The sequence below is a fragment of the Candidatus Seribacter sulfatis genome (assembly GCF_964187635.1).
Lineage (GTDB): Bacteria > Verrucomicrobiota > Verrucomicrobiia > Opitutales > Seribacteraceae > Seribacter > Seribacter sulfatis.
Window position 1 is genome coordinate 56,941 of record NZ_CAXLMO010000059.1, and the last position, 14,516, is coordinate 71,456.

13 protein-coding genes are annotated in these 14,516 nt (G+C 44.9%); 6 read left to right on the forward strand and 7 right to left on the reverse strand.

What is annotated here, in order from left to right; all coding sequences use genetic code 11:
- Both ACKPQ5_RS06405 and ACKPQ5_RS06410 read left to right on the forward strand, forming a co-directional pair.
- Window positions 1-1,764: a sugar phosphorylase gene (locus ACKPQ5_RS06405; RefSeq protein ID WP_407678270.1), complete on the forward strand. Its 1,764-nt coding sequence runs from the start codon at window positions 1-3 to the stop codon at window positions 1,762-1,764.
- Window positions 1,761-2,486 carry an RsmE family RNA methyltransferase gene (locus tag ACKPQ5_RS06410; protein ID WP_407678271.1) on the forward strand — a complete coding sequence of 242 codons (726 nt, stop codon included), beginning with the start codon at window positions 1,761-1,763 and terminating at the stop codon, window positions 2,484-2,486. The genes ACKPQ5_RS06405 and ACKPQ5_RS06410 overlap by 4 nt, the downstream gene beginning before the upstream one ends.
- Here the strand turns inward: ACKPQ5_RS06410 and rsmD are convergent.
- The gene (rsmD, locus tag ACKPQ5_RS06415; protein WP_407678272.1) at window positions 2,483-3,052 is read right to left on the reverse strand and encodes a 16S rRNA (guanine(966)-N(2))-methyltransferase RsmD; all 570 of its coding nucleotides are present in this window, start codon (window positions 3,050-3,052) and stop codon (window positions 2,483-2,485) included. The genes ACKPQ5_RS06410 and rsmD overlap by 4 nt on opposite strands.
- Window positions 3,053-3,165: 113 nt before the next feature.
- Between rsmD and ACKPQ5_RS06420 the strand changes: the two genes are divergently transcribed.
- Genes ACKPQ5_RS06420 through ACKPQ5_RS06430 form a run of 3 tightly spaced genes read left to right on the forward strand, consistent with a single transcriptional unit; the run spans window position 3,166 to window position 7,512 of the window.
- On the forward strand, window positions 3,166-3,891 hold the full coding sequence (locus tag ACKPQ5_RS06420; protein ID WP_407678273.1) for an RsmE family RNA methyltransferase: 726 nt from the start codon (window positions 3,166-3,168) through the stop codon (window positions 3,889-3,891).
- A gap of 12 nt (window positions 3,892-3,903) precedes the next feature.
- Entirely contained in the window at window positions 3,904-5,346 is a 1,443-nt protein-coding gene (locus tag ACKPQ5_RS06425; RefSeq protein WP_407678274.1) for a hypothetical protein, read from the forward strand.
- A gap of 15 nt (window positions 5,347-5,361) precedes the next feature.
- A complete protein-coding gene (locus tag ACKPQ5_RS06430; protein WP_407678275.1) occupies window positions 5,362-7,512 on the forward strand; it encodes a cytochrome c biogenesis protein CcdA in 2,151 nt (716 codons plus the stop codon).
- A gap of 2 nt (window positions 7,513-7,514) precedes the next feature.
- Here ACKPQ5_RS06430 and ACKPQ5_RS06435 read toward each other — a convergent pair whose 3' ends face one another.
- The 4 genes from ACKPQ5_RS06435 to ACKPQ5_RS06450 form a co-directional block, all read right to left on the reverse strand.
- The gene (locus ACKPQ5_RS06435; RefSeq protein WP_407678276.1) at window positions 7,515-7,853 is read right to left on the reverse strand and encodes a P-II family nitrogen regulator; all 339 of its coding nucleotides are present in this window, start codon (window positions 7,851-7,853) and stop codon (window positions 7,515-7,517) included.
- A 27-nt stretch (window positions 7,854-7,880) separates the two neighbouring features.
- Complete coding sequence (locus tag ACKPQ5_RS06440) at window positions 7,881-9,131, reverse strand: ammonium transporter (protein ID WP_407678283.1); 1,251 nt, start codon at window positions 9,129-9,131, stop codon at window positions 7,881-7,883.
- A gap of 419 nt (window positions 9,132-9,550) precedes the next feature.
- On the reverse strand, window positions 9,551-9,889 hold the full coding sequence (locus ACKPQ5_RS06445) for a P-II family nitrogen regulator (protein WP_407678277.1): 339 nt from the start codon (window positions 9,887-9,889) through the stop codon (window positions 9,551-9,553).
- A 46-nt stretch (window positions 9,890-9,935) separates the two neighbouring features.
- The gene (locus tag ACKPQ5_RS06450) at window positions 9,936-11,351 is read right to left on the reverse strand and encodes an ammonium transporter (protein WP_407678278.1); all 1,416 of its coding nucleotides are present in this window, start codon (window positions 11,349-11,351) and stop codon (window positions 9,936-9,938) included.
- Between the two features lie 232 nt (window positions 11,352-11,583).
- On the opposite strand from ACKPQ5_RS06450, the gene ACKPQ5_RS06455 reads away from it, so the two are divergent.
- A complete protein-coding gene (locus ACKPQ5_RS06455; protein ID WP_407678279.1) occupies window positions 11,584-11,928 on the forward strand; it encodes a hypothetical protein in 345 nt (114 codons plus the stop codon).
- A 12-nt stretch (window positions 11,929-11,940) separates the two neighbouring features.
- Here ACKPQ5_RS06455 and ACKPQ5_RS06460 read toward each other — a convergent pair whose 3' ends face one another.
- Both ACKPQ5_RS06460 and ACKPQ5_RS06465 read right to left on the reverse strand, forming a co-directional pair.
- Window positions 11,941-14,286 (reverse strand): prolyl oligopeptidase family serine peptidase, encoded by a 2,346-nt coding sequence (locus ACKPQ5_RS06460; RefSeq protein WP_407678280.1) that lies wholly within the window; start codon window positions 14,284-14,286, stop codon window positions 11,941-11,943.
- 43 nt (window positions 14,287-14,329) lie between these two features.
- Window positions 14,330-14,516: amino acid--tRNA ligase-related protein (locus tag ACKPQ5_RS06465; RefSeq protein WP_407678281.1), on the reverse strand; the 187-nt coding region annotated here is incomplete at its 5' end.

Below are 14,516 nucleotides of genomic sequence, written 5' to 3' on the forward strand. Positions count from 1 at the left end.
ATGAAGAGTTCAGCGATCACATCCTCTGTAAAACACGTATCAAGTGCTAAGTTAAAAACGATTAGAAAGCGTTTGGCCAATCTGTATGGAGTAGAGGAAGCGGATACTCTATTGGATCGATTTTTTCATATGATCGGGCGTTACGGAGTAGGGGTGAACCGAACCAACTTGTCGTCCAAAGTAATTTCCCAAAAGGATGCGGTGTTAATTACTTATGCGGATATGGTTTCGGATGGAAAGGCACATCCATTCTCCACCCTAAAAGAATTTTGTACCGCCCGGCTTAAGGGTGCATTTTCCGCGATTCACATTTTACCATTCTATCCATGGACTTCGGATGATGGATTTTCAGTAGTTGATTACCGCGAGGTGGATAAGAGGTATGGAAATTGGGATGATGTTTCCCGTTTATCGGAAGAATTTGAACTGATGTTCGATTTGGTCCTTAATCACTGTTCCTCGAAAAGTCCTTGGTTCCGCGAATATGTTTCCGGTATTGAACCGGGAAGTAATTACATTCTTGAAGGAGATGAAGAAGCTGATCTTTCCTCGGTTGTCAGACCCCGAGCCTCTCCACTACTTACTCCTTACCAAACCCGCAAGGGAGAAAGACATGTTTGGACCACATTCAGCGCCGACCAAGTTGACCTGGATTGGACAAGCCCGGATCTCCTCTTCGAATTTCTTGATATCATCATGTTTTATGCGTCCCTTGGGTGCAGAATATTAAGACTGGATGCAGTGGCATTTCTTTGGAAGGAGATTGGTACCAATTGCCTCCACCTTCCCAAGACACATGAAGTAATCAAATTGATTAGGAATTTCATTGAGGTAGTTGCCCCCGAAGTGCTGATTCTAACTGAGACAAATGTACCGCATCAGGAAAACATTTCATATTTCGGAAAGGGAGATGAGGCTCATGCAGTCTATCAATTTTCTCTCCCCCCCCTTTTACTTCATGGATTATTAAAGGGTACAGCCAAGCATGTGACTAATTGGGCAGCTCATTTAGCTCCTCCCCCCAAGGGATGCCATTTTCTTAATTTTACTGCCAGTCATGATGGGATTGGCGTTCGCCCATTGGAGGGAATTTTAGATACGGACGAGATTCTTTCACTCGCGGATGAAGTGAGGGGAAATGGGGGGCATGTATCAATGCGCAAACTCGAGGATGGATCCGAATTTCCCTACGAGTTAAATGCGACTTACTATGGTGCACTTTCTCACAAAAAAGACCCAGAACTTGGCAAGAAAAGGTTTCTTTGTTCCCAGGCAGTTGCATTAGCGATGAAAGGAATTCCCGCAGTTTATTTCCACTCACTTTGTGCGACACCCAATTATACTGAGGGCGTCAAGGAAACCGGGCACAATCGAACTATTAATCGGAAGAAATGGAAAAGTGAAGAATTGGAAACCCTTTTAGAGGATGAAGAAAGTAACTCGGGAGAAATTTTTGAATGGTACACTCGAGTGTTGCGCAGACGGGCGTCGTGCCCGGCCTTTCATCCGGATGCATCTCAAAAAGTGATCGAATTGGGGGATGAGATTTTTGCTTTTGAGAGAAGGTCATTGGACGGAAGTCAGGTAATTATCTGTCTTTTTAATTTCCTTCCCCATGAAGTGAAGAGTAATCAAAAACAAACATTGGCATCTTATTTATCCAATGGTTCTGTTAAAGACTTGATTAGTGGCGGAGAGTTTTCTTTTGATAATGAGTCGTTTGCCCTACGACCCTATCAAGCCCTCTGGCTCTGTCAGAATTGAATATTCTTCTAATCGCGGAGAAGGTTTCTTCTCTGGAATTGCCGGTCAATGGAGAAGCCGGAACTCATATTCTTCAGGTGTTTAATGCGAAATTGGGGGATACGATTGATATTGGGGTACGTAATGGCCCGCGTGGGAAAGCCACAATTGTTAGATTAAATAGGAATGATGTAAAGTTGTCGATCAAGTGGAATCAAGATCATACCAATGATTTGTATCCTGTTGGCTTATTGGTGGGGCTTTCTCGCCCACAAACTTGCAGAAAGATCTTGGAACAAGCCAGTACACTTGGAGTTTCCAGTATTGATTTCTTTATTTCGGATAAATCCGAACCGTCCTATCGGGATAGTAAACTGTGGAAGACAAAGGAATGGGAAGAAAAGATACAAAAGGGGGTCGAGCAGGCTTTTTGTACTTATATCCCTCGATGTACAATTTGGTCCAACCTGGCTGAATGTATCGAGTCCCAATCCGGGGATTCTTATCGAATTGCCCTTGATAATTACGAAAGTACAGGAGTTCTTACTGCTTCCCGTGGTAAGAAAGAAAGTACTCATTACCTTGTAGCAGTGGGGGCGGAACGTGGATGGTCGGACGCGGAAAGAAAACAGTTAAGAGCATCTGAGTTCTTACTTCTTTCTTTAGGAGATCGAGTCCTGCGCCAAGAAACTGCGGTGGTAGTGGCAATTGGCCAATTGGTAAGTCAATTTTGGAAGAGTTAATTTTCTACTTGAAATAACCGGAATAAAGGAGAGCCTTTTTTACTCTTTCCGATTGTTTTAACGAGATTCCAACCTTCAAAATCTGATTCTTCTTCAGGCGGAGCTTCATGAATCAGGAACCCCGCTTTTTTAATAATTTGATTTCTTTTAATTAATTCAAAAATCTGCGACCCCAATTTGGGGAATAAAGAATAAGGTGGATCAAGAAAAATAAGATCGAAGCTGGATTGTTCGCTTTTGAGATACTCGATCACATCTCGTCGTTCAATCATTACTAGGCTTTGCTCCACCTTTGCACTTTTACAAACATTTGAAATGTTTTTTTGCAGACTACTTACCGCTTTTCTATGCTGTTCTACCAAAACTCCACCACTAGCTCCCCGACTGAGTGCCTCCAGACCATAAGATCCAGTTCCCGCAAACAAATCGAGAAAATGGGTTTCCATGACACTCGCACCAAGCGATGAAAATAATCTTTCCCGGTTTGCATCCGTGGCCGGTCTAATTTCTATCCCCTTGGCTACCTGTAAAGGAATTCCTCGGGCTAATCCTCCACATATTCTCATGGAGCGATCGGGTTGAAATGGTGAAAATTGCTAATTTGCATTATTGAACAGAAGACTGAGGGTGATTGCCAAATGGAAGACTTTGTATTTAAACAAGAAAGATGCCTCGTACAATGAGAACTTTTTTCGAACCCGACTTTATGGAGTCGGAAGATGTTATTTTATTGGATGAGGTCGAAAGTCACCACTTAAGCAAGGTACTACGCCTGCAAACAGGGGATTCCATCGAGGCGCTTGACGGGCGAGGGAATCAATACTTAACTGAGATTAATCGGATGGACCGAAAGTGTGTCGAATTACGGGTTGTGGACAAAAAGTTTTCCGCCCCGCTACAGCCTGCGTTTCGTCTCGCCGTTGCATTACCCAAGGGGAATAGGTGGGAGGATTTGATCCGCCCGCTCACGGAGTTGGGAGTCGCTCAATTGACCCCTTTAATCACCGATCATTCAGAATCCAAAAACGCGACAAAGAAGCAGGATGTAAAAATTCAAAAATGGAAAAAAATCGCAATCGATGCCTGTAAACAATCCGGCAACCCATGGCTTCCACATTTTGACTTTCCGCAAACCTTTTCTTTTTTCCTTACCACGATTCAAGAGGAAGATGAAATCTTGATAGGAACTTTATCCCCCCAATCTGCTCCCATTAAGAATTTGAAAAGCGGCACATCCGCCCGGGTATCGATTTTAATTGGACCCGAGGGAGGGTGGAGTGAAAAAGAAGAATTACTGGGTGAAGAAAATGGATTCACTCCATTCAGTCTAGGTTCGAACACACTACGCTTAGAGACTGCGGCAATATGTGGATTGGCAGTTGCACGAGAAAGCTTCATTCTTTAATAATACTGTCTTATGTCCGAAGAATTTTCTGGAGAACAAAAGTTACGAATCGTACTGGAATCGATTATTAGAAATGTTCCGAAGGGGGAACAGAGTAAAAAGTATGGTGTGTCCGAAGAAGAGTTTCAATCCTGGCACGATCACTTGATCCAAAATGGGGGAAAAATTTTTGATCAATCCCAGCAGTACAATTCGAAGTCCCGCCATGTGAAAAAGAAGATGGGGCCGTTGGCAAAACTTTTTCTTATTTTCAGCCTATTTACCAATCTGGGCTTACTTATTTTTGGAATTGTTTATTTATTAAACAATGACAATAAAAAAGAAGAATTGGTTGAGGATGAAATCAATTCAATCGATTCCCCAGTCAATTTAGTTGACCGTTTTCCCGATGCAGTTGCTCCCCCCACTGAGGGAAAGAAAGAGGAAGCAAAAGATACCGATATTGAGGTAATGCTAGAAAATGCGCGTGTCAAACCCTTGCCCAGTAAAAGTCAGGACAATAATATTGAAAACCTTCTTGCTCAACCCGGTAAAATAGCGATTCCTTCTCTCATTCCACCCGTTGTTGCAACTGAACCAGAGAACGAAGTTACTTTTTTAGGAAGATCTTACGAGGGGCGCCACGTTGTCTATCTTCTCGATGTGGGTACTTATGTCCTGGATGGAAATGACTCTGTTGAACAGTTTAATCAATCAAAAGAAGCCTTAGTTTCTTCCATTATCACCCTATCTCCCAATTCCTATTTTAATCTTGTATTGTATTGGAATTTACGAGAAACCGCTGCACTTGGAAAAACAATCTTAAAGGCAAGTCAGGAAAACAAGAAATATGCCATAGATTGGATCACCAGTTTGGGGGATAACCGGGAATCTTTAAAAGTCGACAGAAATCAATACTATCCAAAGGAGTTGTTATATGCCAAGCCGATTGCAGGAATTATTGGTCCATGGTATGGTTTGAGTACGGCAATTAGTTTTGATCCCGATCTGGTTTTTGTATTGGCGGGAAATTTACCGGAGTATGATCGATCTGAAGTTCCTCGTTCCCATTATGAAGGGTTAGGGAAAGTAAATTTCGAAAAGTTACAAAGCGGGGAAAACTTGAACACGAATATTAACGCTCTTAGTCGTGAAACTGCCCGAAAGTGGTTTTATGCCATTACCCCGATCGCATCTCTTCCTGCAAATGAGGAGGAAGTGGAGAAAATGGCACTTACTCGATTAGGTTTTACTGCGAGTGATCAGGGAAAACCGGTCTACACTCCCTTGGCATGGGACAAGGCATTTGAGACTTTCTTATCCGGTTTGGAAGTTGGATTTGATCGAATTCCACAAACTCATGTGATGCTCAGCTTGCCGAAGTACGTCTCCTGGCCCTCTCCATTATTGAATTCTGTTCGGGAATTTACGGAAAGTTCACGAGGTTCATTTTCTTTGAATCCATTTTTACCATAAGCATTAGACTGTAATATGCCTCGAACGCATTTGGTTAGGTGGATTATTTTATTCACTTTTTTATTTTCGACTCTTCATTATACGAAAGCTCAGAATGCGAGTGACTTAATTGAAGTCACACTTTCCTCGGAAGTAGAAGAAATAAAGTCAGGAGACGGTGCTTGGTTACTCTTTCAATTCAAATTGGCACCACGGTGGCATGCTTATTGGAAGACTGCCGGACAAACTGGCTTTCCCACCTCTATCAATTGGGTTTTGCCGGAGGGCGTGGAGATGGGGGAGGCTCAGTTTCCCACACCGATGCTCTACGAGTTTCAAGAGTTAGTCAGTTATGTCCATAAGGATACCTTTTTTCTACTGGCTCGCTTGCAAGTTGATTCGGGTGCTTCATTTGCAGACGATGTGATTTCTTTAACTGCACAGCTGTCCACTCTCATTTGCGATGAGGGTAATTGTATCCCCTTCGATCAGGAATTAAAACTGAGTATTCCTGTTTCCAACCAAACCACCCCCTCAATACTTTTTAAGGAAAAGGTTGAACTTGCTTTGTCTGAACTGCCTCAAGCTATGCCCGAGGATATTCAATTGTCTGCAGTTATGAAAGAAGATGCAATTGTGTTGTCCTTGGCAAAAGCTCCTCTTGCGGATTTAGATCTAAGCGGTTTTTATTTTTATCCTGAAGGAGATTTCTTTACCCATGGCGAAAAGCAAAAATTTAAAAAAGACCAGGAGGGCAGAATTTCTGTCCAACTCTCGAAGGATTCATCTTCGGCAGGTTTTTCCTCCACATTAAAAGGCGTACTTTCTCACCCTCAATTTCCGGGCGGATGGAATATTGATCTATCAGTGGATCAAGTCTCGTATGGCGTGGCACAGGAAAATATTAAGATTTCCAAGACAAATGAGGTGCCCCAGGTTGAATCTGGCTTTAATCAGTTATTGGTTATGCTTGGGCTTATTTTGGTGGCAATGTCTATTTGGCTTTACGGAAAAACAAATTATCCAGTCAAGCCGTCTCCTGTCCGCACTTTCTTTCGTATCCTCTCCCTGGCACTCTTTACTTTTGGAATTTGGCTAGGCTACCCCGGGGAGGAACCCGATCTCGATACTCAAATCAATTGGAGCCCCTGGACTCCTGAGATTGAAGAATCATCACGTTTGGAAGGCAGTCCGGTATTTGTCGATTTTACTGCCAGATGGTGTATGTCCTGCCAGGTAAACAAGGTAGTGTATAAGAAGAAAGCGGTGATTGAAAAGTTTAAGGAACTGGGAATTGTTGCCTTGCAGGCGGACTGGACAAAACGGGGTCCTCTTATTCTGCAAGCTTTGCAAAAGTTTGGAAGGGAAGGGGTTCCATTATATGTTTATTACCCGGCACAAAATAAGGGAGAAGCGGAAAAGCAAGGTATACTTTTACCCGAAATTTTAACCCAGAAAATAGTGTTAAGTGTAATCGAGAAGGAGAAAGCTTTTACTGCACCGCTGGGAGATAGTTTTCTTACTCTCCTTGGCTTTGCTTTTTTGGGTGGGATAATACTGAATTTAATGCCCTGTGTCTTTCCAGTTCTTGGGCTTAAAATTATGTCATTTGTAAAACAGGCGGGAGAAGACCCCAGAAAAATTCGGAGACATGGAATCATATTTACGGTTGGCGTAATTCTTTCTTTTTGGATCCTGGTTGGAGTTTTACTCGGATTACGGGAAAGTATTGACGGAGAACTTGGTTGGGGTTTTCAACTGCAGGAACCGGTTTTCGTATTTGGCCTGTCTATTTTTCTACTCCTATTTGCCCTCAGTCTAAGCGGAGTGTTCGAAATGGGAATGTCTTTGACTGGGGTGGGGAGTCAATTATCTCAGAAGACAGGATACCTGGGTTCATTCTTCTCTGGTTTCCTGGCCACTATTGTTGCCACACCCTGCATGGCCCCTTTTCTTGGAGCGGCCGTTGGAGCTGCACTTGCCATGCCTTGGTTCTCCGCTTTTGTAGTATTTACCAGTATCGCGGTCGGGCTTTCCACACCCTACCTTTTACTTTCAATCTTTCCCAAGTGGATTAGTCGACTGCCTAAACCGGGTGAGTGGATGAATACGCTGAAAGAAGGAATGGCATTCCCACTTTATGCAACCGTTGCCTGGTTGCTATGGACCTTAAATAGCTTGATTTAAGGTTAAAGTGCTTCTTCTCCCTGCTCGCCAGTTCGTATTCGAATTGCCTGTTCAATAGGAAGAACAAATACTTTTCCATCGCCAATCTTTTCAGTCTTGGCTGCCTTGACAATGGTATCAATGACTTTATCACAAAGATCGTCCGGTACTGCCACCTCGACCACGACCTTGGGTAAAAAATCGATGGTATATTCACTCCCGCGATAAATTTCGGTGTGTCCTTTTTGACGGCCGAACCCTTTGGCTTCAATTACAGTCATTCCTTCAATTCCGATTTCGGAGAGTGCGTCTTTCACATCTTCGAGTTTAAAGGGTTTAATGATAGATTTTATTAATTTCATTTTAAATAGATTAGAGAGTAAGAAAATTTAATGAAGTGTGTAAGCATTCTCTCCATGCAAGGCTTGGTCAAGCCCCTTTGTTTCGTCCTCCTCAGAAACTCGAATACTGCCTCCTAACAGAGGAGATATAATTTTCACGATCAGATAAGTCGCGACCACGGAGAGTACAATTGCTGCCACACAACCCTGTGCCTGAACAATCAGTTGATCCTGCCAGCTGTCCAGAGATATTCCTAAACCTCCAAGGTCAGTATTCCAACCGAGGTAAGCTACCATCAGTGTACCCAAGATTCCACCCACTCCGTGAACTGCTGCCACATCCAAAGAGTCATCTACTCCCAGCTTTTCTTTTACAAACCCACAAGCAAAGTAGCAGACGATTGCTGCAGAAGCCCCGATAATAATCGCACCCATTGGCCCCACACTGCCGGAGGCTGGAGTAATCGTGGCAAGTCCGGCAATGGTTCCAGTTACGATGCCCACCAAGCCGGGTTTGCCGGTTTTTTTCCATTCAATAAACATCCATACCAAACTTGCAGTCGCCGCGGAAATGTGGGTAACCAGCATCGCCATACCGGCACTTTCGTTAGCCGCCGCTGCACTGCCTGCATTAAAGCCAAACCATCCGACCCAAAGCATGGATGCACCAATCATGACCATGCCGGGATTGTGTGGGGGTCTTAAACTTTTTGGAAAGCCCTGCCTTCGTCCAAGCATCCAGGCCAGGGTAAGTGCAGATGCACCCGCTGTTGCGTGTACCACAATACCACCGGCAAAATCAATCACCCCTTTTTCGGCCAACCAACCGCCGCCCCATACCCAGTAGCAAACGGGGAAATAAACCGCCAATAGCCAAAGTCCGCTAAATAAAAGAACCGCAGAAAATTTAATTCTTTCCACAAAGGCACCCACAATCAGACCGGGGGTTATAATGGCAAATGTCATTTGAAAGATTACCCATACTGATTCCGGGATATCACCATTCAGGTTTTCCATACTCAATGATTCGAGGAAAAAAGCCGAGGTTCCACCAATCCATTCGTTCTCTCCCGGGGTTAGGGATAAACTGTATCCGCAAACCACCCATAATAGAGAAGCGAGGCATGCAATGGCGAAGCACTGCATTAACACGGAGAGTACATTCTTCGATTGAACCAGGCCTCCATAAAATAAAGCCAATCCGGGAAGAGTCATAAATAATACCAGGGCCGTGGCCGTAATCATCCATGCGGTATTACCCGAGTCTAATGAGGTTTCTTCTGCTGAACTATCCTCCATAGTCTCGGTTGTAATTACTAAGTCAGTCTCTGCGAAAGAGGACTGATTTTGATCTGAATTTTGGGAAAATCCAAAACTACTCATTGAGAGTAGGATCATAAGGGGGAGAAGGTTTCTTAGGTGTGAGATTATATTCATGTCGCGATGGATTAATCAGGTTATTTTTGATTACTTGGATTTATTTTATGTGAACCTCTTTACTGGAAAAGAAAAGCGATCCGATTTATTTACGATAAACCCTACTGCAAGAATCTTGCCATGAAGTTAATTCATTAAGAAAATGAATAGAATACATACAGGATTTCAGATTATCTTCCTTTTTCTTTCCGGTCTTTGGGGTAGGTGTATAAAAAAGGCTCGATTCCGAAGAATCGAGCCTTGATAAGATTTATATTGATCAGCGAGTCGCAAACTTCTGATTAGAGAGCAACATCCCCCTTTTCTCCCGTTCGGATTCGAACGGCCTCTTCAATTGGAATAATAAATACCTTACCATCTCCAATCTTTCCGGTTTGCGAAGCGCTTACAATGGCATCAACTACCTTGTTTACGATGTCATCTGCCACTGCAATTTCAAGTTTTACCTTGGGTAGGAAGTCTACAGTGTACTCACTTCCCCGGTAGATCTCGGTATGTCCTTTTTGTCTTCCAAAGCCCTTTACCTCGGAAACGGTCATCCCTTCGACTCCAATTTCGGACAGGGCGTCTTTAACTTCTTCTAATTTAAATGGCTTAATAATGGCCTTAATTAATTTCATATGAATCCTTCTTTGTAATTATAGTTTTGTGGTGCAAGAGCCGTCTTTAGTTAGTGTATGCTTCCTGACCATGCTCGGAAATGTCAAGACCTCTTTCCTCTTCTTCTTCGCTGACTCGTACTCCCATGACCGCTTTCAGTACAGAAAATACGATATAAGCAAAGACGAATGCAAAGACACTCACCAGTAGGGTTCCCTTAATTTGGGTCGCCATCGAGAAATCACCTGTACCAAAAATGGCCACTGCGATTGTACCCCAGACTCCGCATACACCGTGTACGGAAATAGCACCGACTGGGTCATCGATTTTGGATTTGTCGAGAAAGATAATGGATACCACAACCAAACCACCGGCAATTAATCCAATGATCAAGGCACCGCTTACTGAAATAACATCTGCGTTTGCAGTTATTCCAACCAAACCGGCGAGTAATCCATTCAATGCCATGGAAAGGTCAGGCTTCTTGAGCATAAACCAAGAGACTGTGATCGCACCTAATGCACCGGCACAAGCACCGAGTGTTGTGGTGGTAAATACCAGACCTAATGCACCCGGCTCTGCCGAAAGTACCGAACCGCCATTAAATCCGTACCATCCAAACATGAGTAAGAATACTCCAATCGCAGCAAGGGGGAAACTATGGGCAGGAATTGGCTTGATACCGTTTTCGGTATACTTTCCTTTTCTTGGTCCCAATACCATTACGCAGGCTAAGGCACCAAATCCACCAAATGCATGAACCACTGTGGAACCCGCAAAATCTTTGAATCCCATGTCGGCTAAAACTCCTCCGCCCCAATGCCATGATCCAGCAATGGGGTAGGCAACACCCACAAAGAGTACAGCAAATATCATGAACGAACCGAGTTTCACCCGTTCAGCAACCGCACCTGAAACAATAGTTGCACCCGTTGCAGCAAACATGGCCTGAAAGATAAAATCACCAAATCCAGTCATGGCCAAGCCCAGTCCGCCGTATCCCCAAGTGTTGCCACCATCCGCATTCAAGTCTCCGATCATACCTCCCCAACTAAACCATCCGTTGAATTCCCCAGGGTAATGAGTATTAAATCCAAAAAAGGCATAAGTAACGACACCTATAGAAATGATAAACACATTTTTAAAGAGAACATTAACCACATTCTTCCTCTGGCAAAGACCGGACTCGAGTGTGGCAAACCCAAGGTGCATTAGAAAGACCAAGGCCGCTGCGATTACTGTCCAAAGCATGGATGTGGTGAAGAAATCGTAAGCCGGAGCGTATTCGCCCTGTGCTTCGAGTAGCTCATTGTAGTCGTCGACTGGGCCAGCCTCCTCTTCGACTTCCGTGACAGCGGGTGCTTCCACATGGTCATCTGCGTGAACGGGCAGGGCGTAAGAAAAAAGCAAAGCGGCCGCCAGAAGTAAAAACTTCCATGGGGCGGTTCCTATGCTGGTGAGTGATGCGTGTTTTGTATTCATTTTTTGTTAGTTGTTACTATTCAGTTATTTATACTCAAGTGATGTATTATTCGATACCGAGTTTGCATAAGTCGTGCCAAGAATTTTAAAACTCAAAAAAAGTACAAAATTTCCATGAATCTTTTTCATTGAAGTGTAAAAAATATTCACACCTCTGAAATCTGGCTTTGGGATTCTATTTATAAAATCGACAGTTTCGCAGGGTTGACAATACCCTCCATTTCTTTCCACCTTGTCATCGCGAGGGCTGAAAGCCCGTGGCGATCCACTGTGGACCAGTAAGCGAACCGCACTTATCCAAACGCGTCCATTGCATACAGTGGATTGCCGCGTCGTTCACTTGCATTTCTTCCTCGCAATGACAAATGTGTTTTATACTGTACTCAAACCGCACACTGGATTCATTTCCACGCCTTGTCATCGCGAGGGCGTAGCCCGTGGCGATCCACTGGGAACCTGTAAGCGAACCGCACTTATCCGAATGCCTCCCTCGAGACACAGTGGATTGCCGCGTCGCTCGCTTCGCTTCCCTCCTCGCAATGACAAGGGGCGTCTTGTTCAATTAGACAAAAAATGAAAGATCTTACCCTTAAGGCTCAACGCCCAGGAGAGAGCGTACAAAAAAGTCGATTCGTTTGCGGAATAAATATTTTCCTTCCCCAATCCCATGACCGGCTCCGGGAATCATAAAGAATTCAAAATCCTTGCCTGCACGGACGAGGGCATCGACCACCTGAAGGGTGGAGGCGGGGTCGACATTTTTATCCAGCTCTCCGACGGTGAGCATAAGATTACCCTGTAATTTATGGGCATGAAGTACATTGGAGCTTTGTTCGTAATGGGGACCCATTTTTCCCATCCATGCCTCGTTCCACCAAATTTTATCCATCCGGTTATCATGGCATCCACAGTCGCTGACGGCGGCTTTGTAAAATTCTCCGTGGTGGAGGAGGGCAGATAGGGCATTTTGTCCACCGGCACTTCCGCCATAAATTCCGACTCGGGATAGATCGAGCCATGAATATTTTCGAGCGGCCGCTTTGAGCCAGGCAATACGGTCTGGAAAGCCGGCATCGGCCAAGTTTTGCCAACAATGATCATGAAATTTCTTGGATCTCCAATTCGTGCCCATTCCATCAATTTTGGCGATTACAAATCCGAGTTCGGCCAATCGTCTCTGGGATATCTGGAGACCAAACTTTTTAGGGACATGAAAGCCATGCGGGCCGGCATAGATGTTTTCGATCACGGGATAGATTCGGTTGGGATCAAACTCGGTCGGTTGGATAAGAAATCCATGGATCATAGTCTTACCATCCCGTCCGGGAGCGGAGAAGCGAATGGGCATGGAGTAACCTTCTTTTAAAAGAGCCGAAATATCCTGACGGGCGAGTTCTTTAACAAGTGAGCCATCCCGGGCGGAGCGTAATTGAGCAATTTCGGGATGATCGACTCTGGACCAGCGATCCACGAAGAGAGTGCGTTCGGGGTTGAATTCCCAGCGGTGAGTTCCGTCCCCCTGGGTCAGAACGGTCAGGTCTGATCCGTCCAAGTTTACTTTGGCCAGATGGAGGTGGTAGGGATCCTGTTTCGGGTGAATGGCTAGTGCAGAAAACCAAACAACCTCACTCTTTTCATCCACATGTTCAATTTTTCGAACCACCCATTTTCCCTTGGTGATGGGATTGATTACCTGCCCATTTGAGGCATCGATCCGATAGAGATGATTCCATCCACTCCGTTCGCTTGCCCAGATTAATTGCTCGGACTGGTCGAGCCAGTGAAGCATTGTTTTTTGGGAATAATCCACAAATGTATCAGGAGATTCCCGAACGAGGTCGGTCACTTTTCCGGTTGAGGCATCGATTGAAAGAAGGGCGAGTTCCTGGTGTCCACGCTTGTTATATAGAACATGTGCGGACCGACTGTCTTTGGACCAGTGCTTAAATTGAACCGACCAGGAATCAAGGAATGAAGCTTCGTCCACCGGAATGGCGGTCTTCTTTTTGAGGTCAAAGAGGATGGGGCGACGTTGAGGACGGGGATCGCCGGGTTTAGGATAATTGATGAATTCGATGGTGGGTTGAATCTGATCTTTGGGAGAACTGCGAAGTAGGGGGATCTTCCGGGGGATGACCCGGGTGGATTGAAAACCAAGGGCGTAGCGCTTGTTGGGCGAGTAGCGAAATTCATTGAGGAAGGAATCTTCCTCTGTTCCTTTGCGGGTCAGTTGAATATCCTTTTTATCTTTTCTGATGAACCAGACATTATGTTCGCGAATAACCAATTTTGAAGCAGGAGTGGAGTCAGGCTTGGGGGCGGGGGGAGATTGTTTCATTGCCACCCGGCGGGAGCGGGAGTCAATTTTGGCAATACAGTCATGGTTGGAGGCGGTAAAGATACCGGTCAGATCGTTGGCGGAAAAATCGAGTACCCATTGATGACCTGCAAAGGTGGAGATCGACATATCGCCCTTGGGTGGGATTGTTCCATAGTTTTTAAGTTCCCCTTGCAAATCTACCCAGTAAACACGGACCGGACGGGGGAAGGAATTTTGAAAGGTGATGGATATATTATCAGAACTGGAGGAACTGCGACCCCAACGAGATTGGGGGGGAAGAAATAAAGAATCGTCTTCGTCTTTGGCTGGCTCCAGGGAAATGGATTTTTTGATTTTACCAGTCTTGCCCTCAATGAATTCTTCCTGGGCAGTCTTTCCTTTTCCTGTTTTGAGGATGATTCCATTGTCCTTCCATTGGAAATTCAATTTCAATGGCTGATATGCCTTTTGAAATTTCGGAGCGATCTCTTCGGAGCGTGCATACCGGCGGGCAATGGATTCGCCAGTTTTCGGAGAATCAGCCTGGATGGATTGCGCAAATCCCCCCGGAGAGAGAATGAGGAGTAAAAAAGCAGAAATGATCCGGTGTTTCATGATTAAGTGAAGGACACCGGATGGGCTTCGAATAAAATAAGGTTTAGACGTCCTCGGCGGTGGACTTGACCTTGATGTCGCGGAGTTGGCGATCGGTTACAGTACCGGGGCTGTCGGTCATCAAGTCCTGTCCTTTTTGAGTCTTGGGAAAGGCGATTACATCGCGGATACTTTCCTTACCCGCGAGGATGGTAATCAAACGGTCGAGGCCGAGGGCAATCCCACCGTGG

Bases quoted from the DNA above. Each gene is read 5' to 3' on its own strand.
- ACKPQ5_RS06425 (WP_407678274.1), top strand. From the start codon at position 3,904: ATGTCCGAAGAATTTTCTGGAGAACAAAAGTTACGAATCGTACTGGAA.
- ACKPQ5_RS06420 (WP_407678273.1), top strand. From the start codon at position 3,166: ATGAGAACTTTTTTCGAACCCGACTTTATGGAGTCGGAAGATGTTATT.
- ACKPQ5_RS06435 (WP_407678276.1), bottom strand. From the start codon at position 7,853: ATGAAATTAATAAAATCTATCATTAAACCCTTTAAACTCGAAGATGTG.
- ACKPQ5_RS06430 (WP_407678275.1), top strand. From the start codon at position 5,362: ATGCCTCGAACGCATTTGGTTAGGTGGATTATTTTATTCACTTTTTTA.
- ACKPQ5_RS06445 (WP_407678277.1), bottom strand. From the start codon at position 9,889: ATGAAATTAATTAAGGCCATTATTAAGCCATTTAAATTAGAAGAAGTT.
- ACKPQ5_RS06460 (WP_407678280.1), bottom strand. From the start codon at position 14,286: ATGAAACACCGGATCATTTCTGCTTTTTTACTCCTCATTCTCTCTCCG.
- ACKPQ5_RS06440 (WP_407678283.1), bottom strand. From the start codon at position 9,131: ATGGAGGATAGTTCAGCAGAAGAAACCTCATTAGACTCGGGTAATACC.
- ACKPQ5_RS06405 (WP_407678270.1), top strand. From the start codon at position 1: ATGAAGAGTTCAGCGATCACATCCTCTGTAAAACACGTATCAAGTGCT.
- rsmD (WP_407678272.1), bottom strand. From the start codon at position 3,052: ATGAGAATATGTGGAGGATTAGCCCGAGGAATTCCTTTACAGGTAGCC.
- ACKPQ5_RS06450 (WP_407678278.1), bottom strand. From the start codon at position 11,351: ATGAATACAAAACACGCATCACTCACCAGCATAGGAACCGCCCCATGG.